Source organism: Gallionella capsiferriformans ES-2 (assembly GCF_000145255.1).
GTDB lineage: Bacteria > Pseudomonadota > Gammaproteobacteria > Burkholderiales > Gallionellaceae > Gallionella > Gallionella capsiferriformans.
Window position 1 is genome coordinate 1,636,881 of record NC_014394.1, and the last position, 21,476, is coordinate 1,658,356.

Here is a 21,476-nt window from a genome sequence, read left to right on the forward strand (position 1 = left end):
TCCCGCTCAAACGTGAGGTTAGAGCCATTATTTGCTGAACGCCCAAAACAGTAAAGCTCCGATGGCAAGCAAAGCTAGTTTGTCTTTCTCTGCTTGTGCATGAGCGGATTCCAATTTGACCTTTTCCTCGTATGCCCCAACAACTATTTGACGCGCCTGAGCTAGAGCTTTTTCAGGCTCTTTATGCACTGACAAATACTTTAGGTTTTGGATGAATCCGGGTAACTGCATACCTTCAGTGAGTACCAACGGTAAGATTTTTTTCTTCAACGCGCCAGCTCGACCAACTTCCTGCGACACCCAAGCAGACTCTTGTGCGTTTTTGCTCCAAACGAGAATGAATAGGTCACATTGTTCGATAGCTTGGGAAATCGTTGAGCCGAGTTCTTGACTTGGGGCTACAGAGTTTTCAGCGACAAATACTTCGACGGGACTGTCCGATAGTTGCTGTTGAAGCTGTTCAACATGCTCCAAGTCGTGTGATGAATAGCTGACGAAAACTTTGAATGCCATAATTTCTCCTGATGGCTCTAACGTAAAATGTACCGAACTTCTTCTGTATTAAGGAAGTCATGGGTTCTGTATAAGATGTCACAAGATAGGATAACCAGTTGATTCTAAATGATAGCAATGGATTTATACATCAAGCCATCCTGTATACTCAGCACATCACCCGAATGTCGGCAAATGGCACAGAGTGAACACCAGACCGCAGCACCACACAGCGGACATAAGAACACCGGTTAAATATACCATGTATGCCCGCTTCATGGGTTACAGCAGACTGATTTCCATACTTAAGATAAAGTTCGGCTAGCTGCGTTGCTAGCCGAACTTCTGAAAACCGCTATATTTCAGTCTGCTCAGAGATCTCCAAAGCATCGTCGACCTCAATTCCCAAATATCGAACCGTGCTCTCCAGACGACTGTGACCGAGCAAAAGTTGGACTGCCCGCAGATTCTTGGTTCTTCGGTATATCAAGGTCGCTTTTGTACGTCGCATCGTGTGGGTACCGTAAGCAGCAGGGTCAAGACCGATAGCGCTAACCCACTGATGCACGATTCTGGCGTACTGCCGAGTGGTGATATGGGGTGAGTTTTTCAGCCGGCTTTGAAAGAGATGTTGTTCAGAACCTAGGCCGGCCTTTGCAATCCATGCCGCTACTGCATCACGTGTTTGCTCCGTCAATTCGAACTGGACTGGTCGATGAGTTTTTTGCTGCATGACAATTGCCCTGGACATGATCTGGTGGCCATGGGCGATATCGCGCACGCGAAGTCTAACCAAATCGCAACCGCGTAGCTTACTGTCTATGGCTAGATTGAATAACGCGAGGTCTCTGACGCGCTTGCCCAACTGAAGCTGGAAGCGAATCGCCCAGATGTCCTTTAATTTTAACGGTGACTTCTGGCCAATCAGTTTGCCCTTGTTCCAAGGCTCTGGATGTTGAGAGCTGTTCATGTCAGACTCCTTATGTAGTTATAGGAGTCCCTTTGACAATTATTTCAAGACAATCGTCCGCAGTTGAAATTTAGCAGGCATTACATGGTTAATTCAGCTAGCATGTCGATGTCCGCTGTGAGTCGCTACGGGCCTGAGTTCACTCTGTGCCAATTGCGGTCGATCGCCCCCCTCTTCATTCGTATGATGTCGCGGTGCGCTGGCTCCTTAAACAGAAGGCTGGACAGAGGAATGTAAAAGCTACCATAGCAAAAATGGTCAATGGCGCTATCCTGTAATATTGATAAGTCACTGACATTGTTAACGCTGTTGCATGAATCATTGCCATAATTATCGAGTAATGCAACTCAGCACTTAAATTACCGACACTTGCCAGAGCATGTTTTATATAATGAAATAACGGCGACTTAACATCCAGATGGAGAACACCTTAGTGGAAAAGTACGATAGTGCTGCAATTCGTCATTTTGAAGATGCTCAGTTATTAATGGCTGCTGGAAAAATAGACAATGCAGGACACTTAGTGGGTTTTGCTGCGGAATGTGCGATCAAACATCAAATATTGTCTCTTAAACCGGGGCAACCAAATCCCCATGGTCATTTGCCCGAATTTCTTATTGTCGCTCGCAAACACCTTGGTTCACGGGCAAACTATAACGGCATGTTTAATATTCTAAAAGCAGATGCTTTCAGCGGGTGGCACGTTAACCGGCGTTATTACCAAACAGGAAACACTACACTGACCGAGCTTGACGCTTGGTTTGATGTGGCAAAACGCTTGTTCGCAACTGCTGGACTTAAGGTGCGCCAATGAACACGTATATACGCTTTGATGATGCACTTCCAGCTTTTGCTGCTTTGCTACAGCGCGAGTGGGGGGGAGCGGCTATTGCTGAAAATATTTTCCTGCGTGATGTGACCGGACGGCTCACCTTTGTAGTGCTTAATGAGAATTATTCGACAGAGGCACGAACGACTCTTGCCTCAAAGGCATCCGCAGCACTTGGTGTCTATGTTGACGGTGATGGATTTGCCGTTGCCACCCCTGATGAACTGTTCGATGATCGCCTGAAGAACATAACGAAGGCTCGAAAAATTCACTTGAACAGTAGTATTTTTTCAGGCGAAGTCTTGCTTGTTGATAGGCGAATGGTTGGCGCTGACTGGCTTCGTGATGTTGCACCCACTGCAGCGCCACCGCTCCGCCTCGTCTTTGCCAGCATCAAGGGCGGGGTTGGCCGCTCAACCGCATTGTGTGTTTTAGCCGCACATCTTGCCGCGCAGGGTCGCAGAGTACTTGCAATCGATATGGATCTTGAGGCTCCGGGACTCGGTAATATGCTGCTACCTGGAGGAACTTTGCCAACATTCGGACTGCTCGATTACCTTGTGGAACAGAGTTTCGGTCCCCTTGATGACCAGTTTTACGCTGATATGGTTGGCTCATCATGGCTGGGCGGTGGTCGTGGGCGCGTTGATGTTATCCCTGCCATTGGTCAGTGTTCCCTCAGTAATCCTGCAAATGTACTTGCTAAAATCGCGCGTGCCTATTTGGACGGAGGCGAATCGGGCGGGGGGGGGAGCATGGAGCCACCTAGTTTTATGGATCACATACGGGTTTTGATTGACCGCCTCGCAGACCCATTACGCTACGACGTAATATTGGTAGATGCTAGGGCTGGTCTGCATGAAACGACGGCTGCGGCAGTTGTAGGCTTGGGTGCTGAAGTTTTGTTCTTTGGCTTAGATCAGCCGCAGACCTTCGCCGGTTATGAACTGTTATTTGCTCACCTGGCTACACTTCCAGTCGACTCGAATGATGATTGGCGCAACCGGTTGCGGTTTATCCAAGCAAAGGCACCAGAAAGCCCTGCTATGCGCGATAAATTTTCTCAGGAGATGGGGGGGCTTTTGCGGAAGCATCTTTGGCCTTCCGTTCCTTCAGTCGTCAACCAGATTGATCTCACGCCTCTTAAAGATACCTTCGAGGTTGAATGGATTGAAGATGCGCAATCTGAAATTGTGCCTGTGGACGACGATGATAAACCAGTGCCAATTATCGCAATCCTGGATAACAATCGGTTCAGTTCTTTCGATCCATCGATTGACCGCGATTCGCTAGTAGAGCGAGTATATTCTTCTTGTTTCGGCGATTTTCTGGTTGAAGCTACAGAAATAGTCGATGCTTCTGTAGTAAAAGGTTTAAATCCATGATTCCGTCTGATTTTCTCGTTATTCGCAGAAACCTCGCCGCTTTGCCATCAGACCACGATGCGTCAGGCCAAAATAGACCTACTGTTGACGAAATTTTTACGCCTGAACAACATGCAAATGCTTTGGACCCTAATACACCGGTAGTTGTTGGTGCTCGCGGAACAGGAAAGAGTTTTTGGGCCGGGGTGCTTGAGCATGATGACACACGAGCAGTAGCTGCTTTAGCATATCCCAATCTGGGTTTGGATCGTCTTATCGTTCAACCTGGCTATACTGGATTTGATGGAGATGTGACATCTAAGACAATCGACGCCCGTGTTCCTGCAGGCAAAGAGAACGAGACAGCTTCTGATTTTTGGCTGGCCGTTATCATGCGATCCACCAAATCAGCACTTAACCCAAACGATGAAAAATCAACAATCCGTGCGCTTATGGAGCAATATGCCGATCCAGAGGATTGGTACAAAGAAATAAAATCCCTTGATGAAAGACTGACAAAAACCGGAAAAACGCTCCTCATCACCTTTGATGCCTTGGATACGATCTCACGCGAATGGAAAAGGTCGGGCCTGTTATTAGACGCACTCTTTGAAGTCATCTGGTCGCTACGAGCGAGGCGCTCTATTCGTGCAAAAATCTTTATTCGGCCTGAACAGTTGAGCGACGATTCATTGCGTTTTGTCGAGTTGCCAAAATTGCGTAGCGGTCGTGTCGAACTTGACTGGACGCAAGTAGAATTATATGGGTTATTGTTCCGGCGTCTCTCAGTAGTTTCCGGTAATGATGTGCAAAGTTTCAGTAATTTTGCATCGCAAATAGGTGCGCCCATTTCAGCTGAGTTTGCTACAAATCCTCGAAGATGGTCTTTAGTTGTTGATTCAGATGTACAAAGAAATGCGATGATACTCATGGCTGGCACATACATGGGGAGCAACAAGAGGAAGGGCGGCACTTATGACTGGCCATACAAGCATTTAGCAGATGCGAACGGGAAGGTTACGCCCAGGAGTTTTATCAAGCTTTTCGTTGAGGCTGCCAAATTCAGGCAAGCTCCAGTGGGGCAGGTAATTTCGGCTGAAGGCATACGTCAAGGCCTGCGAGAAGCATCTAAAGTTCGAGTCGATCAACTGGGCATCGAATACCAATGGGTAAAACGGGCATTGGCACCATTGGCTGGGCTGACTGTCCCGTGCACCTTGGAAGCAATTGCTGATAGATGGACAGAAACTAACACTATCAAACTAATTATGGATGCTGCGGCCAGCCCGGATACTGCTTTCTTACCCCCCTTTCCACCTCAATCTAAGGGTGACAACGATGAGTTGCTGGCAACCGCGATGGAACGGATTGGATTGTTTTCATATCGCGCGGATAGCCGTATTGATATACCGGATCTTTTTCGTGTCGCCGCGATGATGCTTAAAAGAGGCGGTACGACACCGACCCAAAAAAAATGATTCTCTGCGCTACCTGAACGTCGCCTTAGTCTCGACAGTACACATTCGAAATTTTCGGAAGCGGACATTCCCGCAAGCAAATTTGAGCGCATTTTCGACAAGCCGTCACGGTCCGGTTTGGCCGATAAGCGGACATCCGCGACGACCAGCACGACTAGAAGCAACTAATTTCAGGGGGGATCACCATTTCATCCGTCCGGAGACCAACATCACAGACAGCAATCAGCCCATTTAGCCGGGGCTAACTCTTTGAAGAATGTAGCTTAGGAATGCGCCGGCTGCCATAGTACGCTGAGCCAATCTTCACCCTTGAGTGCCCTGCCCGTTCCATCAACTTCTGACTCGCCAAATGAAGTTCATCCTTATCCAAAACACTCAGATCACCACCGCGCACAGGAGGTTCAACTCCCAACAAGCGCTTAAACGACTCATGCATATACTGATGCCTCAAACCGTGAGCCGTTACCCCTGAGTCAGCAAAAGACAAACCACATTTACGGACCACGTAATAAAAATGCTGTATTCGAGCCTCATCATCCCTGCCTGTGCTCATCAAAAAACCAGAGGTTTTATCAGAAGCCGCTATCGCCCTTGTCAAAACCTCCAATTGAACATCGTTCTCAATAGGCACAATTCTTGACCTTCCCCCCTTCGTCCCTTCGCGAATATGGACGCCAGCACCTTTAAAATTCTCTTCAGTCGCCAATGCAGGTCTAAGAGACATAGCCTCCTTAACGCGTAAGCCAAATGCCAAGCACAACTCGAGGCGCAAGGAAATTTTCGGATCTTCGACGGCAACTTCTGCGATCTTATCCTTTACAGACACGCCATTTCCGACCCAAGACTTATCTTCTTGCACGACCGTCGAACGGCGAACGGAAGCCTTATTTCTCACGTATTTTGACGAATCCCCGACCATGCCATTTTTGCCAATCCAATTACAAAAAAGACGCATAATTGATATCTTATTTTGGATCGTGGAGGGCGACTGATTCATTTTTTCCAGGTAATTAAAAACCGCTACCAAGTGCTTTTGCCTAAGGTTATGAACACTCTCAATTTTGTATTTCAATTTAAATAGATCGCTAAAAAAACCAAGCACGACAGTTTTGCGTTTTTCCTGAGTCTCATAACCTACTTTTTTGTCCTTGGTAGCCCCCTTGTCACGGTTAGCCTGAAGAACAGTGTTTATCTCATATACTAATTTTTTGTAAAGAAATACACCGCCAGATTTATACTGGCTGTTCTTCCCCTCGACGCGCCCAGGCTTCCTCTGACTAACTTTTGCATTCGCCCCGGATACGCTTTTCTCATCGTCTTTTTCAGAATTTGAATCCACCACCTTGCCACCCCACTTTAAAGTTGAACACACGTTTCAAGTGTCATCCTACACATGTTAAAAGTGGCATTTCATCCAAGAAAGACGGTTTTTACTTCTTTCTCAATTTTTGATTTAGGCTACCAACGTTTTTTATGCAGCAAGATAGATACTAAATACTTACGCTTGAACAATTTAAATCGCAACAACCTCAAACTGTAATATTCGCACTCATGAAAGTAATTGCACCTCCAGAAAGCATCACTCGCCCATCATTTATCTCACAGCTTAGGCGCCCTCCGCGCTTGGAAACTTGTCGTGCTATCAAATGGGATTTCCCCAGTTTTGTCGCCCAGTACGGCGTCAGCGCACAGTGAGCAGACCCGGTTACAGGGTCTTCCGGTATGCCAAACTTCGGTGCAAAGAACCTGCTGACAAAATCCACCTCAACGCCGGGAGCTGTAATGATGACACCGCGTAAATCAAGCTGAGCCAGTAAAGCCTGATCCGGTCTGATGGCTCGCACAATATCTTCACTTTCGAATACCGCCATGTAGTCGTCTGCGGCCAGTACTTCAACAGGACGTCGCCCCAGCCCCCTGGTTAGTAACTCCGACATTGCGCACGGAACGGCTGGGCACGCAGGAAAATCCATCTTCAGGCGAATGCCATCCCTTTCTACGAACAGATCACCGCTGCGTGTTTCAAAGGTGATGCGCTGTCTGGGGTAACCAAGCTCTTCAAATAAGACATGAGCTGCTGCAAGCGTTGCATGACCACACAGATCAACTTCCGTAACGGGTGTAAACCATCGCAATTGGTAGCCTTTTGCTGAAGGGACGAAGAATGCCGTTTCAGACAGATTATTTTCCTCAGCGATGGATTGCAACAAATTGTCCTCAAGCCAGTGATCGAGCGGACACACCGCTGCCGGGTTACCCTCAAAAACCCGCTCCGCAAACGCATCCACTTGAAATTGTCTGATTTTCATATTGCACCGTCTTTTGCGCAGCGCTTAACGAGCGCGGCCATTTCAGGCTGGCCTGTGTTGGTCAGCCCGCTGACGACAGATGCGCGATCCTGATCCGAACGATTCTGACTGACTTTCCACTTACCTTTAAGCTCTGTGATCTCTATTTCAATCCCCACAATCACATCCAGCAGTTTACGGGTGAATTCGTGTGGTGCGTCCGCCACAGCCCACGGATGTTCAAAGCCAGCTTCATTATGTGCCGTGAGAGACTCCAGCTGGGACAGTATCCAGTCCGGCTCATGAATGACGCGCAATCTGCCCTTGGCCTGCACACTCACATAGTTCCAGGTAGGCACCACTTTGCCGGATTCCGCCTTGGAGGCGTACCACGAAGGCGTGATATAACTTTCAGCGCCGTGGAAAATTACCAGCACGTCGGTATCAGCAGGATGATTCTGCCAGAGCGGATTGGATCTCGCCACGTGCCCGCTTAGCGTTCCATAAGGCTTAGTTTCCGCCGACAGTATCAGCGGAATATGGTTGGCGTCGATACCACCGGCATTGAGTGTAACAAGTGTTGCCAGTGGTTTTATCCGAATCAGCTCGTGTAAAACATCAACGTCTGTTTCTTCGAATTGTTTTGGGATGTACATAATCTTTCTGATCCTTTCAGAGCGACACGGTTAGTCCAGCTTGCAGCACTTCATTGATATCTGGCAGGTTCACATAAACCTGCTCGACGGTGGAATTTTGAGTCAGCGCATGAATGACCTCGGGTAACGGATCAAGCCATATACCGGGAATATCCATTTCCGAAGCGGATATGAGCGAAAATGCCAGTTGCTCAACCGGAGGAATAAACTCAGCCGACATGCCAGGTTTATTACCCCGCGCGTCGATCCGGTACCAGCCATGCTGTTCGAGGTATACCGCATTCAGACCGTGCAGACAAAATGGCGGCCCCTCTGTGCCAACGGCAAGTCGCTGATAACAAAGTCCGGCCGGAATACCATTCGCTCTTAGCAGTGCTGCCAGCAAATGACTTTTCGCATAGCAATATCCGGTGCTGTACATCAGTACATCAGAAGCCTTACAAGTAACCGGATTCATCCGATAGTCCCAGCTATGCTTGACAGTATCGCGAACAAACTCAAAGCAACGCCTGGCGATAGCTTCATCGCCAGAGTTGCCAACAGCCAGTTCTGCTGCCTTATTCAGGATCGAGGGATGTTTCCAGTCAATGTACTCGCTATCCGACAAAAATGCCCCGACGCTCAATTGCGTTGTTTCAACAACCATTATTTCACCTCACTCAGCACCCGTTTTAGCAAAGACAACCCTTCATCTATCTCTGCCGGAGTGCTGTTTAATGCCGGCATAAAACGCAGACAGTGCGACCGTAGCGCATTCAGCAACAAACCGTACTCCCTCGCCAGAGAAACGATCTCGGGCCCGGTGTTGTTACCCAGCTCCAATGCAAGCAGCAAGCCCTTCCCACGAACCTCACCCAGACTAAATTCCGATGAGATAGCAGACAGCCCCTCTGCCAGTTGCAAGCCTGCCTGACGGGCAGCATGTAAAAAACCATCAGACAGCAAAGCCTGTATTACGGCGACACCTGCGGCCGTGATGAGCGGGGTACCAGAAAATGTTCCCCCCTGATCACCGTACTCAAAGCAGGCACAAGACTGTTTGGCCAAAAGCGCCGAGATTGGCACACCGCCGCCCAGCCCTTTGCCGAGCGTCATGATGTCCGGTTCAATGCCATATTGTTCATAAGCAAACAGTGTCCCTGTCCGGCCGCAACCCGTCTGAACTTCATCCGCAATCAGCAACAGGTCGTTCTCTTCGCAAAGCGTTCTAAGCCCCATAAGAAAGTCTGGACTCGCAGGTATGACACCAGCCTCTCCCTGAACTGGCTCCAGCATAATGGCTACGGTGTTCGTGCTGATAAGCGACCGGACAGAATCAAGATCATTCAACAGCGCCTTTGGAAATCCATCCACCTGAGGTGAAAAAATCGTATCCCAGCCAGCCTTACCGCTTGCCGACATGGTCGCCAGGGTTCTCCCATGAAAACCGTTGGTGAAGGTGATGATCTCGAAAGCGCCATTTTTGAATTTCTGCCCCCACTTTCTCGCCAGCTTAATGGCGCCTTCGTTGGCTTCTGCGCCGGAGCTGCCAAAGAACACCTGATCAAAGCAACTGTTCGAAGTCAGAAGACCTGCAAGTTCGAGCGCCGGCCCATTGTAAAAAGCCGGCCCCGGATTGATCAGCTTTGAAGCCTGCTTGCAAAGCGCCTGCACGACAACATCTGGCGAATGACCCAGACAATTCACCGCCCATCCCTGCACCCAGTCCAGATAGCGGTGATTGTTCTGATCGAACAGATATGAACCTTCCCCGCGCACGAATGCAATATCCGGACGAGAAGTGGTAGTCATCAGGTAGTTTTTTGTGTGCGCAAGCTCAGTATTCATAGGATTCTTTCGTGAAATAAAAACAAAAAGGCCACGGGGGTTAGCCGTGGCCTTGTCAGGGAAATATTCTGTATCAGTCTGGAATTTGTACCAGTCTTTCAATTGAAATATCGCAAACGCAGCACGGCATACCCGATTCGTGTCGGGCACTGGCAATACGTCGCATATTTCGGCAAAAAGATTTCATGGGTGATGACAATAATAGTCACACACCATTTTGTCAACATCCAAATTCTGACCTCATGTAAGTCGCGAGTTTCTTTTAGGCTTGAGCCATGGTAAATACGTAAGCAACTTAGGCAAAGGAGTGACAGATCATATTTTTACGAATCGGCACAACATGAAAAACCTTTATGTCATTTTGCAATGACCGTTAATTCAATTATTTGTACTTCATATACTAGGCCACTCTGTATTTCTAGCTAATCGTACTAATCGCATCGTAGCGCTCAAGTCAGTTGCGCATAAACTGGCTCGAGCCTGTTATTACATTCTATGTGAGCAGCAGCCTTTCGAGGGGAAACAAAGCTTTGAGCCGAAGGCGGCTAGCCGAAGATCGAAACCGGAGTTCAGCACGGCTTTGATTGGACACCATCTTTTGTTTTATGCAACTCAAGTCGTGAGCCACTTTAATGCGACAGCCATGGGGATTGTGCCCTCCCTTTGGACACGACTTAACAGCAACGTTTATCATCGGTGGCAAACCTTTTCGCGATTGCAAGTTCGTGGGTTGAGCCAGAGTTGCGGACAAGCGTGTTACGGAAGAGGGACAAATAGGTATCGATGTCCTTAAAAGTGATTCGATCATCTTCATCGGGAATAACAAACCCCGTTGCCGACGATATGTGCAATTTTTCTGAGAAATTTGTTGTATATCAAGTGTTAGAGGCTAGCAGCCCCCCCCAATTAATATAGCCATCCAATACTAAAATTTATATGAAAGGAAACTCGATCAACGACATACACCCCTGACAACACTAAAAACTCCATAAAGTACGAGGAAGAAGAAAAAACACCCTTTCTCAAGTCAACGTACCGTTGAAACAGCCTTATATTCCATGCCATGAAATTGTTTACAACCTCCATTTTTAAAGCAATCAAATTCATGAGCATAACTCTGACAACAAATGAACTCACAGAACTCACAGGGTATTTACAGCCCAAAAAGCAAAATGAGTGGTTACGACATCAAGGGTTCATATTTAGGGTGGCAGCGGATGGTCGAGCAAGAGTAGATAGAAGCCACTACCTGAAGCAGATGGATGGCATTACAGAAAAATCTTCACGAGCCAAAACCTCACCTGATTTTAGTACTTTGGAAAAAAAGTGAAATCTGTATCATCATAATCATGGGAAAACCAAGAAAAACTCGTAAAGATTTACCGCAGCGTGTTTATTTCAAGCACTGTGCGTATTACTTCGTCAACACTGACAATAAATGGATTCCGCTTGGAAAAGAGTACTGCATTGCCATGCAAAAATGGGCTGCGATGCTTCAACCCGTGATTGGAAAACAACGATTGTCCTCAGTCATGGATACCTATATCAAGGAGGAACTTCCTTTACGAAAACCGTTAACACAGACGGACTACCTTGCCAGCCTAGCCATCCTCCGCCCGGTATTTGGAGACATGTTCCCTGAAGACGTAGAACCCAAAAACATTTACGCATTTATGCGAATGCGTAACGCACCAGTGCGTTCAAATCGTGATGTGGCTGTATTAAGCAATGTAATGAATCAAGCAATCAAAATGGGTTTGATCAACACCAACCCCTGCAAACAAGTGCGTAGAAATGTTGAAAATCCACGCACTAGAGAAGTGTTGGATAGTGAGATTGTGGCGTTTTTACCACATTGTCCCGAATGGCTGCAGGCTTATATAAGGCTGAAATTACTCACAGGCCTGCGTCAGGGTGACATGCTCAGCATCCGTCTTGACCAGTTGCGGGAAGATGGTCTGTTCGTCCAAACTTGGAAACGGGGCAAGAAATTGTTGTTTAGTTGGAGCGATAATCTACGCACCATCGTCGAGACAATCAAATCGCTTCGACATCGCGTTACTAGCCTGCATCTAATCAACTCAGATCGGGATGGTACCAAGCTCACTACCAGCGGATTCAAGAGCGCGTGGGCTCGTGCAATGAAAAGGGCAATAGAGGCTGGAAGCCTGACCGAAACTTTTGCGGAAAACGACTTGCGTGCGAAAGTAGCCACCGAGGCCAGAGAGCTTGGACAGAACGCTACCAAAATACTTGGGCACTCTAGTGATGCTGTTACAAAACGCCACTACGAGCGAGGCACTAGCAAAGTTGAACCACTTCGCAAAAAGTATTAGACAAGTAGTGTTTTATTAGACAACAGTGAAAAATACACCAAAAGAAAAAAGCCGCTAACTCATTGAATTAGCGGCTTTAATTTGGGGTGGCTGATGGGGCTCGAACCCACGACAACAGGAATCACAATCCGAAATTTGTGGTCAATTAAAACCCAGTGTTTATGGTACATGCAGCTAATTAATCAGTAAATTATGGTAGACTCTACCACACTTCTACCACACTTAGGTTTTATAATGGCGTCATTCAAATATTATGAAGACAGCGGAAAATGGCAGGCTATTGTCAGGAAAAAGGGCTATCCGACGCAGTACAAAATGCATCTGACAAAATTCGATGCCGAGAAGTGGGCAACGCTGATTGAATCCGAAATGATCCGGTCGGTATTTCGCGACGACAAAGAAGCTTCGGAAACAACCCTATCTGACGCCCTCACCCGCTATGAAGAAGTAGCAAAGAAAAACAAGGGGTACTCAATGGAAAAAGTGCGCATTGAGGTATGGAAGCGCGGCAAGCTTGCCAAGCGCGCCATCTCAACATTGCGTTCAAAAGATTTTGACGAATATCGGGATCAGCGTCGCACAGATGGCATTAGCGATGCAACAATCCGAAACGATCTAGCTGTCATTGCTGCCATATTCAAACACTTCGATTATGGCGTATCGAATCCAACTGCAAAGACAGTCAAGACGCTGGCTCTGGCTGCGAAACGCAGTCGCCGCCTATCAGCCCTTGAACAAAAATACTTAATGGCCCAGCTGGACAACACTCAGTGCTCTGATCCAAAACGTGCCAACAAATGGATACCACTGGTTACACGTTTTGCAATTGAAACGGCCGCTCGGATTTCTGAGATTATAGGAAAAGATCGAATCATTGATAAAGACGAAGTAGTTATCAGTACAGCCACGCCAGGCTTGATCTGGGAAAACGTGAATATTGAAAAGTGTATCGTCAAATTCATTGACACAAAAAATGGTGAGAATCGTTTTGCCCCCCTATCCCCCGCCGCTATTGAATGTCTTGAGCAGGCACGTAAGCTGAATCCAGTGTTACGAGGGCAAGTATTCCCAACTACGAATTCAGCCATCAAGCAAGCGTGGCAGCGAGCCAAAAAACGCGCACAGGATCAGTACAAAGTTGATGGTGGCATGGATCCAGATTTTCTTGTCGACTTCAGATTCCATGACAATAGACATGAAGCAGCAAGCCGATGGTCACGGGATTTCGATATTAAGCAACTTAAGATGGTAACAGGTCACAAAGATATTCGATCATTGATGCGATATGTAAATCCAGATGAAGATGATGTCGCGCTGATCGCGACAAAGATGGCGGAAGTCCATAAGCTCAATACGATTGCAGCATGATTTAAATGACTAATCCGATTAGCCGGTTCAATAACAAATGACTTTCCCTGCCTGGGCGCCACGCACTATTCTGAACACAGAGCAGGATTAAACCGACACGACCGGATTTCACGGTCGTGTCGGTTTCGACCGTTAATCTATATTTTAATCACAGCCCACTTGCATTGGTACATGTGTATGTTTCGCCACCGAACTCAAACTCCACCATGTCGCCACCGTATTGGCAATCTCGCGCAAAAGCGCAATAGTCTATGTAAATACGCAAATTTTCAGGTATTTCATGTGCATAGATTTCGTCAAATAACTCTTCTGCGGCATCCTCCAAACACCCAGAAAACAAGCATACTTCGTCAAAATTATTGAATGCATCTTCAATAGTTCTACCTTGATCGAGAAGGTAAAATATAGCAGGCAACGAAAAATCCGACACTTCATCGACAATAGCGAGAAACTGCCCTAAATTGCACTGATTAACATTTGCCGCCTGAAATAAATCAGATTCCGCATGACTGCCGTCGATAAATTGAATTTCAAACTCTTCAACTTGGTTTCCGTTACAGTCACGTAACGCCTCAACTTTAGTTGTGTAGTCGTCAAAATTGCTAAAGTAAAAGCCGCTTGCATCGAGACTGTACGGTTGTGCATAGTAGGTTTGGCTGCTCTCACATGCTGTCTGGTGAGCGTCGCCGTTGATTTGCTGTTGTTGTACGGATTGATTATTTGTGCTGATTGCGTTCATGATTTTTCCTTTTCGTCGTTTGTTAAAAAATGCTATCTGGAGCCGCGTCGCGCAGCGTCCTGATTGAGTGCAAGGATCGAAAGGAAAGCCCGAAGGCAAGAAGTGGTGCGGTCAGCGCGGAGCTTGCGAGCACTGCCACGGTTCGCTGCCGAAGCCGGAGGCCGGCTTGAATTAAGTGACGCACGAAAAAAGGTGAATTAACGCGGCTTCTGCATTTTGATTAACGACGAAAGAAATGTGAAGCAACCTGCATGGGACAAACAACAAGCCGGACAATGCCGTATAAATTTAGTTTTCCGTTCTCGCCGTGATATCTATATTATTGATTTATTGAGACTACATCCCAATAACTGACCAGACAAGAATACTCAATAAAATAAAACTAAGCGATTGGCGAATTTTTGGTTACTGAATCATTATTTGCCTACTGTTCGCCAAAACTGATGCTTGTGAAGTAACATCGCCGTCCTTGTATTTTATTAAAAGCCACGACCACAGCGGCCTAAAATTGTTATGCAGCAAGACAAACTCTCAAAAGCTCAGACACAACTCGGATTTTCCGCTGGTGGCGCGATTAGCTCGCGAACCGTGATGCAAGACGAATTTTCTATATTGCTGGCATCGGAATCCATCAATGCCTCATCTGATAATTACAGGCATGCGATTCTTGAACATAACGTCCTTGAAAAATCTACTGCCTCGAACCGCCTAAAGACTTTTAAATATCTACGCAGCCTTTACGCGCTTGATCCCGATGTATGCTTGTTTCGAGAAATGCGCCGACTCAAACAGTACGCGGGAACTGATAAAAAGCTCCTCATGGGGCTATTATCAATGGCTCGTGAGTCAATTTTGCGAGAGTGTTTGACGATGGTATTAGCCCAGCCAGTGGGAAAAAGTCTGGGCCGTCCTGAGTTCGAGGAATGGATCAGAGCACATGTACCGGGGCGCTATTCTGAATCAATGTATGTCAGCTTTAGCCATAACCTTTATGCATCATTTTATCAATTTGGATATCTTGGCGAATCAATAGGCAAAGCACGAACGCGCGTGCGGCCTGTTTCTGGTATAGCATCTGCGACTTACGCCGCTTTTCTTGATTGGCTGGAAGGCCGCAGCGGAATTGCCTTGCTACAGGGTACGTACTCAAGGGCGTTGAACATTTCAACTGATGAGCACCTGGCATTGTTGCAGTCGGCCGGACGGCAAGGATTACTGAAAGTAGCCTATTCAGGCAGCGTGCTGGATTTAGCTTTTCCTGGTTTTATGAAAAATTCAGAATCGAGACTAGCCCTATGAGCTTGGCACAGACAATTTTAGAAAAACTTAAGGAATACCTTACTCTTCCCTGGCCGCAGAATGTCTCTGCTCGTGAGCGAGTTGTGATGGTTGTATATCCGCCAAACGATGAGCGAAAATTAAGACGCTTACTGGAGTCTGGCGAATTTTCAAGGGAAATTGCCACCACCGACCATGGGTGGACTGAGCTTGACCTTGGTCCAGAATTTTCCAAGTGGCTGGCGGGAAGTGAATATGCCGAACGATATCTGCAGCGCCCAGAAAGACTTTGGGATGACTCAGGCAACATTAGAGGCCTTAGAGAACACCTTATTCACCAAGTTGCCGAAAAATGCAAAGCGATGACCTCCAACGATGTACTGGCTCTAGTCGGCGGTGGCAGTTTGTTTGGATTATTTAGCGTGTCATCTTTGGTTGAGCAAATTGAAAGCCACATTCCTGGTCGCTTGGTGATTTTCTTCCCCGGTGAGCATGATGCAAAAAATAACAGTTACCGGCTCCTCGGAGCAAAAGACGGCTGGGGTTATCTTGCCGTTCCCATTACCTGCTGAGGACATGCATGAATAACATGAAAAACCGCGAAATTTTCGACAAGGATGTTGATGCTTTTTCACTGGAAAACCAGGGCGTTGCCAAAGTTGATGAAGCGTTAGACGATCAGCAACGCCAGACACTCCGCTTTGAGTTAGAAACATTTGTTTGCAAGGGGCATTACGAAGAAGGACTGCGCCGCATCTTAGAGTCCTTTGTCGAAACGTTGCGCAAAGGGCAAGAAGCGCCTGCCGCGTGGGTATCTGGCTTCTTTGGTAGTGGTAAATCGCACCTAGTCAAAATGGCCCGTGCCTTATGGACCAATGAACCGTTTGATGATGGTCGCACCCCGCGCGATATTGCCCATCTACCGGTTTCTGTAGCCGATGCCCTCAAAGAGCTTGATACGCTGGCGCGTCAGCGTAAAACCACCATGCGTGCTGCTTCCGGCACTTTGAGCCAAGGTGAAGGCGATAGCATCCGAAAAGCCGTACTTGGAATTGTGTTCAAAGCCATGGGGCTGCCAGCAAAATATGACGAGGCTCGCACACTACTATGGTTACGAAACGAAGGAATTGAGCAGGCAGTGCGTGACACTTTGCATGGCAAAGGCCGTGGCCTGGAACGAGAACTTCAAGACCTTTATGTTTCATCACACCTGCATGATGCAATTCTGACTGCGAAACCTTCTTTGGCGCGTGACGCCTTTGACTTAGGGGACAAGCTAGAAAATCAGTTTTCTTCCAAGGGAGACATCGACCAAAATCACTTTCTCAAATACTTCCGTGAAGCAATTTGTGGCAATGACGAATTTCCAGTATTTCTGCTAGTTCTTGATGAACTTCAGCAATATATCGGCACGGATGCCGCAGGTAATGATCGCGCATTACGAGTGCAGGAAGTTTTGCAAAGTCTATCGGCCAATGTAAATGGCCGTGTCTTAGTGATTGCAACAGGACAAAGTGCTCTGTCTGGCCTAAATACTTTATCCAAGCTATTAGGACGTTTTCCAATTCCCGTTCAACTATCGGATTCCGACGTTGAAGAGGTGCTGCGTGAAACGGTTCTCAAAAAGAAGGCATCTGCAAGCGCTCCGTTGTCAGCACTGTTTAGCTCCGGCGGCTGCTTGGGCGAAGTGTCAGCACATCTTCACAGCAGTCTCTTCGCGCATCGCCGAGAAGATGAAGCAATTCTCGCATCAAGCTACCCCCTACTCCCCACCCGCCAGCGCTTGTGGGAAAGGGTGCTGGCCACAACTGACACCACTGGAACAGGCGTGCAGTTGAGATCACAACTGCGTCTTGCATTTGATGCAGTGCGTAAAAGTAAAGATGCGCCGCTGGGCCATATTGTCGGCGGCGATTTTATTTACGACGAAATTCGTATGAGGCTTCGTCAATCCAGCCAAATCAGCACTGAGACTGCAAATGCAATCGACAACCTTGATGGAAAAAATGCCCCTCACGCCAAGCTAAAAGCACGCGTGCTCAAAGCGGTTTTTTTACTGACCCGAATTACCAACAACTCCGCGCAAGACACAGGCCTTCTTACCGACGCTCAAACCGTTGCAGACGTATTGGTCGACAACCTAACCACTCCCAGTTCGACATTACGAAGTGACGTTCGCACGGCACTTGATGAGCTAGTTGAAAAAGACCACTTGTTGATGCGCATATCTACCGGTGCAATTCAAGAATTCAGACTGCAAACAAAAGAGAGCGCAGACTGGTTTGCATATCAACGCGGCGAAGAAGATGCATTGCGGAGTGATCCTTCTGCATATGAAAGTAAAATTCGCGAACAATTAATGCAACTAGCCAGCGAACAAGTTCGCAAGCAACCCATTCCGCAAGGCGTCAGCCGCGAAATCCGCCGCCTGAAACTACATACCGATCCCATCACCGCACCCAAAGAAGACGATGGCGTTCCCGTTTGGTTACGTTCCGACCTAGATGGCACGCAGGCAAAGGAGGTATTGACGGACGCTGCGCGCGCCGGCCTTGACTCCGCCATCGTGTTTGGCCATGTAGCGTTACCTAAAAAAGATGAGCTAGTACGTGCCATCATCAGTCGCGAAGCTGCCGAGCGCACGCTGGGCCATTTTGGCGAACCCCAGACGCCAGAAGGTCAAGAAGCCCGTAATGCGCTGTTGAAACAAAAAAATGATGCCGATGGTCGCGTCAATGATCTGATTAAGGAAGCACTTTCTCAAGCTCAAATCATTCAAGGTGGCGGGCAAATTATCGAAGATGGTGCTGGCCTAGATGATCGACTGAGAAAAGCTGGTAGTGACGGTGCTGCACGCCTCTATCGAAACTTCAATCTGGCAGATTTTACTGGCTGGGATAAAGCTTATATTGCAGCGGATAAAGGATTGGTCAACGCATTGGAAAGTATCGGTCACTCTGGTGCTGCGGAGAATCATCCCGCAGCACAGGAAATTATGACTCGAATTGGCTCCGCCACTCTCAATGGCAGCAAAATTCGTACAGAATTTATGGGCGCTCCTTATGGTTGGTCAAAAGATGCTGTGGATACACTATTGGCTGTGTTGTTTGCCTGCGGCCAGTTAAGAGTCGTAAATGCGGGAGGATCCCTTTGGCCTGCTGGTAAGTTTATTAGCCGTGATGTCTCCACCAGCAATTTCTCGCGTGAAAATGCGCCTATTTCCAACGAAGAAAAACGTGCCATTGCCCGCCTGGTGAAATGCAGGCCGGATGAGGCGGAGATACGCGCACCGGAATTTGTCAGCAAGCTAAAAGATACGCAGGTTCGAGCCACCGGTGCCGCTCCTCGCCCGGAAGCAAAACCCAATGCGCTCATCGACGAGCTTTCCACCATCTCGGGCCGTGATCTCGTCAAACGTCTCGCAGAAGAAGAAACAGCAGCGTCCGAACTGCTTAATGCGCTTGAAGCTCAAGCCGCCAAAATCACCAAGCGAGAACCGGCCTGGCTGCAACTTAATGACTTAATCCGGCATCTGCCGGGTATGCCAGAGCATAGCGTGATTGCCACTGAACGCGATGCTATACGAGATGCTCGCCTACTACTTGATGATCCAGATAAAGTTGAACCCTTAGTTAATCGTGCGGCTGATGTGCTGCGAGGCGCACTCAATACTGCTTATGCTGTTTATCACAGCGAATATACAGCCTGCACCAAAGAAATTGAAAATGCAGCCGAGTGGGCAAGATTGGCCCCCGAAGACCGTGCAGCAATTTTACGCGAGGCTCAACTTTCAACACCTGAACAGGCACCCAGAGTCGGTACGCTTTTTGAACTTTTGGAATCACTCAATAAATGCTCTCCACAACGCTGGGCAGAAAGACGAGATGCCTCGCGTGGTCAGCTGAGCCGCGCACTAACATTGGCAGCACAAAAACTGGAGCCCACTGTCCAGCCAATTGCAGCACCTCGACGAATCTTACGTTCCGAGGCAGATCTCGATACCTGGCTGGCCGAAGTAAGGAAAAGCGTTCTGGAAAAGCTGCCGGGTGGACCTGTTCAAATTTAATTATATAACCAGCACATAATTGCCGATTACTATTGATTAATTACATTAACCAGCACGAAATAGCCGCTTAATTAATCAATAAATTATCACTACAGAGTGTTTCGGCATATAATGACCGCTTAACGGTATCAAGACTAATTAACTGGTACATAATGACCGCATGAGCGAACTAATCTTTAATACACCAGAAGAACTCCAAATCGTACTTGGGGAACGGTTACGTCGGTTACGCCTTAATCGTAACCTGGATCAGTGCACCACAGCTGAAAAGGCGGGGATCTCTGAAAAAGCCCTGCGCAACCTTGAGTCTGGTCGCGGCTCAACGGTCGCCACCTTGTTGCGTGTATTGAAGGCGCTCGAATATCTTCAGGGAATTGACATGCTCGCGCCTGAAATTAGCGTCAACCCCCTCGACTTATTGCGCCAACCCAAAGCGCCGCAACGTGCACGGCGTTCAATTAAGCCTCCGAAGGAAAGTCAATGAGCACCCCGGTCATCGAAGTACGTATTTGGGGCAAGCGTGTTGGCGCGGTGGCACCAGACCCACGCCTGGGTTGCTACGTATTTGCTTACGACCCCAGCTGGCGACGTCGCGGAATCGAATTGGCGCCAATCACCATGCCGTTAGCGGACACTCAATCCACTTTTGCATTCCCTAATCTCGCCGAACCAAGCTACAAGCGACTCCCAGGATTGCTCGCTGACGCACTACCTGATGACTTCGGAAATGCACTCATCGATGCATGGATGACAAACAAAGGTATTGAAAAACGTGCCATCACCACGCTCGACCGTTTAGCCTATATGGGCAAGCGTGGCATGGGTGCACTGGAATTCAAACCTGCACGCGGCGCTCACCGCGAAAGTGCTGAACCCCTGGAGATGAAAAGTCTGGTGGAAGCAGCTCGCATGGTCATAAATGGCGATCTATCAGGCGACGTAGAAGCACAGGCCGCACTTGCCAATATTATTCGGGTTGGTACTTCTGCTGGTGGCGCGCGCGCAAAAGCGGTCGTCACCTGGAATCCGAAGAGCAACCAAATTCGCAGCGGCCAGTTTGATGCTGCTCCCGGTTTCGAGCACTGGCTGCTCAAATTTGATGGGATTGGCAAGGATTCTGAACTGGGTGGAAGCGCAGATTATGGACGCATTGAATACGCCTACTATTTGATGGCGAAAGCTGCCGGCATCACAATGTCTCCCAGCCGGTTATTGGAAGAAAATGGCCGTGCTCACTTCATGACACACCGCTTCGACCGGGAAGCAAATGAAAACAGCACCATCAAACATCATATACAGACGCTCTGCGCCATGGATCACCTCGACTACAAGCAACGAGCCACCCATGCATATGCACAGCTATTCATGGTCATCGCCAGACTGAAGCTCGGTGATGAAGCCATCCGTCAGGCTTTCCGCCGTATGGCCTTTAACGTGATGGCAAAAAACTGCGACGATCACACCAAAAATTTCGCTTTCCGCTTAAAGCAAGGTGAATCATGGGAGCTTGCCCCGGCCTACGACGTAACCCATGCCTACAACCCACATGGCGAATGGACTTACCAACATCTGATGAGTGTCAACGGTAAATTTAGCGGGATTACGCGCGCAGATTTGCTGATTGAAGCCGAACGCTTTGGTGTCCGTCGCGCTCAGGATTTGCTGAATGATGTGCGTGCAGCCCTGGATAGCTGGCAGAAATTTGCCATTGAAGCGGGTTTGAACACCTCAACTGCAAACGCCATTGCTGCTGACTTTGAACTAATTTGAAATCGAATCTAAACA

General features: G+C 48.0%; 19 protein-coding genes. 11 read left to right on the top strand and 8 right to left on the bottom strand.

Annotated features, from left to right (window positions below; translation table 11 throughout):
* Window positions 1–27 precede the first annotated feature (27 nt).
* Both GALF_RS07485 and GALF_RS07490 read right to left on the bottom strand, forming a co-directional pair.
* Window positions 28–513 carry a toll/interleukin-1 receptor domain-containing protein gene (locus tag GALF_RS07485; RefSeq protein ID WP_013293464.1) on the bottom strand — a complete coding sequence of 162 codons (486 nt, stop codon included), beginning with the start codon at window positions 511–513 and terminating at the stop codon, window positions 28–30.
* Between the two features lie 334 nt (window positions 514–847).
* On the bottom strand, window positions 848–1,462 hold the full coding sequence (locus GALF_RS07490; protein WP_013293465.1) for a tyrosine-type recombinase/integrase: 615 nt from the start codon (window positions 1,460–1,462) through the stop codon (window positions 848–850).
* Window positions 1,463–1,895: 433 nt separating this feature from the next.
* On the opposite strand from GALF_RS07490, the gene GALF_RS07495 reads away from it, so the two are divergent.
* From GALF_RS07495 to GALF_RS07505, 3 genes are read left to right on the top strand one after another with little or no spacing between them, the layout of a single operon-like run.
* Window positions 1,896–2,276: a hypothetical protein gene (locus GALF_RS07495; protein ID WP_013293466.1), complete on the top strand. Its 381-nt coding sequence runs from the start codon at window positions 1,896–1,898 to the stop codon at window positions 2,274–2,276.
* The gene (locus GALF_RS14950) at window positions 2,273–3,676 is read left to right on the top strand and encodes a ParA family protein (protein WP_013293467.1); all 1,404 of its coding nucleotides are present in this window, start codon (window positions 2,273–2,275) and stop codon (window positions 3,674–3,676) included. Before GALF_RS07495 ends, GALF_RS14950 begins: the two co-directional genes overlap by 4 nt.
* Window positions 3,673–5,133 carry a hypothetical protein gene (locus GALF_RS07505; protein ID WP_013293468.1) on the top strand — a complete coding sequence of 487 codons (1,461 nt, stop codon included), beginning with the start codon at window positions 3,673–3,675 and terminating at the stop codon, window positions 5,131–5,133. Before GALF_RS14950 ends, GALF_RS07505 begins: the two co-directional genes overlap by 4 nt.
* A 241-nt stretch (window positions 5,134–5,374) precedes the next feature.
* Here GALF_RS07505 and GALF_RS07510 read toward each other — a convergent pair whose 3' ends face one another.
* The 5 genes from GALF_RS07510 to GALF_RS07530 all read right to left on the bottom strand — a co-directional run bounded on the left by GALF_RS07510 (window position 5,375) and on the right by GALF_RS07530 (window position 9,904).
* A complete protein-coding gene (locus GALF_RS07510; protein ID WP_013293469.1) occupies window positions 5,375–6,475 on the bottom strand; it encodes a tyrosine-type recombinase/integrase in 1,101 nt (366 codons plus the stop codon).
* Window positions 6,476–6,662: 187 nt separating this feature from the next.
* Window positions 6,663–7,442 (bottom strand): PhzF family phenazine biosynthesis protein, encoded by a 780-nt coding sequence (locus tag GALF_RS07515; RefSeq protein ID WP_013293470.1) that lies wholly within the window; start codon window positions 7,440–7,442, stop codon window positions 6,663–6,665.
* Complete coding sequence (locus GALF_RS07520) at window positions 7,439–8,077, bottom strand: FMN-binding negative transcriptional regulator (protein ID WP_013293471.1); 639 nt, start codon at window positions 8,075–8,077, stop codon at window positions 7,439–7,441. Before GALF_RS07520 ends, GALF_RS07515 begins: the two co-directional genes overlap by 4 nt.
* A gap of 16 nt (window positions 8,078–8,093) precedes the next feature.
* Window positions 8,094–8,723: a transglutaminase-like domain-containing protein gene (locus GALF_RS07525; RefSeq protein ID WP_013293472.1), complete on the bottom strand. Its 630-nt coding sequence runs from the start codon at window positions 8,721–8,723 to the stop codon at window positions 8,094–8,096.
* On the bottom strand, window positions 8,723–9,904 hold the full coding sequence (locus GALF_RS07530; RefSeq protein WP_013293473.1) for an acetylornithine transaminase: 1,182 nt from the start codon (window positions 9,902–9,904) through the stop codon (window positions 8,723–8,725). The genes GALF_RS07525 and GALF_RS07530 overlap by 1 nt, the downstream gene beginning before the upstream one ends.
* A 1,105-nt stretch (window positions 9,905–11,009) precedes the next feature.
* Here GALF_RS07530 and GALF_RS16145 point away from each other — a divergent pair.
* The 3 genes from GALF_RS16145 (at window position 11,010) to GALF_RS07545 (ending at window position 13,608) form a co-directional block, all read left to right on the top strand.
* A complete protein-coding gene (locus GALF_RS16145) occupies window positions 11,010–11,234 on the top strand; it encodes a DUF4224 domain-containing protein (protein ID WP_083777174.1) in 225 nt (74 codons plus the stop codon).
* Window positions 11,167–12,240: a tyrosine-type recombinase/integrase gene (locus GALF_RS07540; RefSeq protein WP_050752502.1), complete on the top strand. Its 1,074-nt coding sequence runs from the start codon at window positions 11,167–11,169 to the stop codon at window positions 12,238–12,240. The genes GALF_RS16145 and GALF_RS07540 overlap by 68 nt, the downstream gene beginning before the upstream one ends.
* A 234-nt stretch (window positions 12,241–12,474) precedes the next feature.
* Window positions 12,475–13,608 carry a tyrosine-type recombinase/integrase gene (locus GALF_RS07545; RefSeq protein WP_013293476.1) on the top strand — a complete coding sequence of 378 codons (1,134 nt, stop codon included), beginning with the start codon at window positions 12,475–12,477 and terminating at the stop codon, window positions 13,606–13,608.
* 148 nt (window positions 13,609–13,756) lie between these two features.
* Here GALF_RS07545 and GALF_RS14955 read toward each other — a convergent pair whose 3' ends face one another.
* Window positions 13,757–14,347: an antirestriction protein ArdA gene (locus tag GALF_RS14955; protein WP_013293477.1), complete on the bottom strand. Its 591-nt coding sequence runs from the start codon at window positions 14,345–14,347 to the stop codon at window positions 13,757–13,759.
* 513 nt (window positions 14,348–14,860) lie between these two features.
* On the opposite strand from GALF_RS14955, the gene GALF_RS07555 reads away from it, so the two are divergent.
* From GALF_RS07555 to GALF_RS07575, 5 genes are all read left to right on the top strand, one after another.
* On the top strand, window positions 14,861–15,646 hold the full coding sequence (locus GALF_RS07555; RefSeq protein ID WP_013293478.1) for a hypothetical protein: 786 nt from the start codon (window positions 14,861–14,863) through the stop codon (window positions 15,644–15,646).
* Window positions 15,643–16,197, top strand: a complete 555-nt coding sequence (locus GALF_RS07560) for a BREX protein BrxB domain-containing protein (RefSeq protein ID WP_013293479.1) — start codon at window positions 15,643–15,645, stop codon at window positions 16,195–16,197. Before GALF_RS07555 ends, GALF_RS07560 begins: the two co-directional genes overlap by 4 nt.
* Before the next feature lie 8 nt (window positions 16,198–16,205).
* On the top strand, window positions 16,206–19,691 hold the full coding sequence (gene brxC / locus GALF_RS07565) for a BREX system P-loop protein BrxC (protein ID WP_013293480.1): 3,486 nt from the start codon (window positions 16,206–16,208) through the stop codon (window positions 19,689–19,691).
* A gap of 160 nt (window positions 19,692–19,851) precedes the next feature.
* Window positions 19,852–20,175, top strand: coding sequence for a helix-turn-helix domain-containing protein (locus GALF_RS07570; RefSeq protein ID WP_013293481.1), 324 nt, complete (start codon window positions 19,852–19,854; stop codon window positions 20,173–20,175).
* On the top strand, window positions 20,172–21,461 hold the full coding sequence (locus tag GALF_RS07575) for a type II toxin-antitoxin system HipA family toxin (RefSeq protein ID WP_013293482.1): 1,290 nt from the start codon (window positions 20,172–20,174) through the stop codon (window positions 21,459–21,461). The genes GALF_RS07570 and GALF_RS07575 overlap by 4 nt, the downstream gene beginning before the upstream one ends.
* Window positions 21,462–21,476: the final 15 nt, after the last annotated feature.

Coding starts and splice junctions, on each gene's coding strand:
- GALF_RS07485 (WP_013293464.1), bottom strand. CDS start 513: ATGGCATTCAAAGTTTTCGTCAGCTATTCATCACACGACTTGGAGCAT.
- GALF_RS07490 (WP_013293465.1), bottom strand. CDS start 1,462: ATGAACAGCTCTCAACATCCAGAGCCTTGGAACAAGGGCAAACTGATT.
- GALF_RS14950 (WP_013293467.1), top strand. CDS start 2,273: ATGAACACGTATATACGCTTTGATGATGCACTTCCAGCTTTTGCTGCT.
- GALF_RS07505 (WP_013293468.1), top strand. CDS start 3,673: ATGATTCCGTCTGATTTTCTCGTTATTCGCAGAAACCTCGCCGCTTTG.
- GALF_RS07515 (WP_013293470.1), bottom strand. CDS start 7,442: ATGAAAATCAGACAATTTCAAGTGGATGCGTTTGCGGAGCGGGTTTTT.
- GALF_RS07520 (WP_013293471.1), bottom strand. CDS start 8,077: ATGTACATCCCAAAACAATTCGAAGAAACAGACGTTGATGTTTTACAC.
- GALF_RS07525 (WP_013293472.1), bottom strand. CDS start 8,723: ATGGTTGTTGAAACAACGCAATTGAGCGTCGGGGCATTTTTGTCGGAT.
- GALF_RS07530 (WP_013293473.1), bottom strand. CDS start 9,904: ATGAATACTGAGCTTGCGCACACAAAAAACTACCTGATGACTACCACT.
- GALF_RS16145 (WP_083777174.1), top strand. CDS start 11,010: ATGAGCATAACTCTGACAACAAATGAACTCACAGAACTCACAGGGTAT.
- GALF_RS07540 (WP_050752502.1), top strand. CDS start 11,167: ATGGCATTACAGAAAAATCTTCACGAGCCAAAACCTCACCTGATTTTA.
- GALF_RS07545 (WP_013293476.1), top strand. CDS start 12,475: ATGGCGTCATTCAAATATTATGAAGACAGCGGAAAATGGCAGGCTATT.
- GALF_RS14955 (WP_013293477.1), bottom strand. CDS start 14,347: ATGAACGCAATCAGCACAAATAATCAATCCGTACAACAACAGCAAATC.
- GALF_RS07555 (WP_013293478.1), top strand. CDS start 14,861: ATGCAGCAAGACAAACTCTCAAAAGCTCAGACACAACTCGGATTTTCC.
- GALF_RS07560 (WP_013293479.1), top strand. CDS start 15,643: ATGAGCTTGGCACAGACAATTTTAGAAAAACTTAAGGAATACCTTACT.
- brxC (WP_013293480.1), top strand. CDS start 16,206: ATGAATAACATGAAAAACCGCGAAATTTTCGACAAGGATGTTGATGCT.
- GALF_RS07570 (WP_013293481.1), top strand. CDS start 19,852: ATGAGCGAACTAATCTTTAATACACCAGAAGAACTCCAAATCGTACTT.
- GALF_RS07575 (WP_013293482.1), top strand. CDS start 20,172: ATGAGCACCCCGGTCATCGAAGTACGTATTTGGGGCAAGCGTGTTGGC.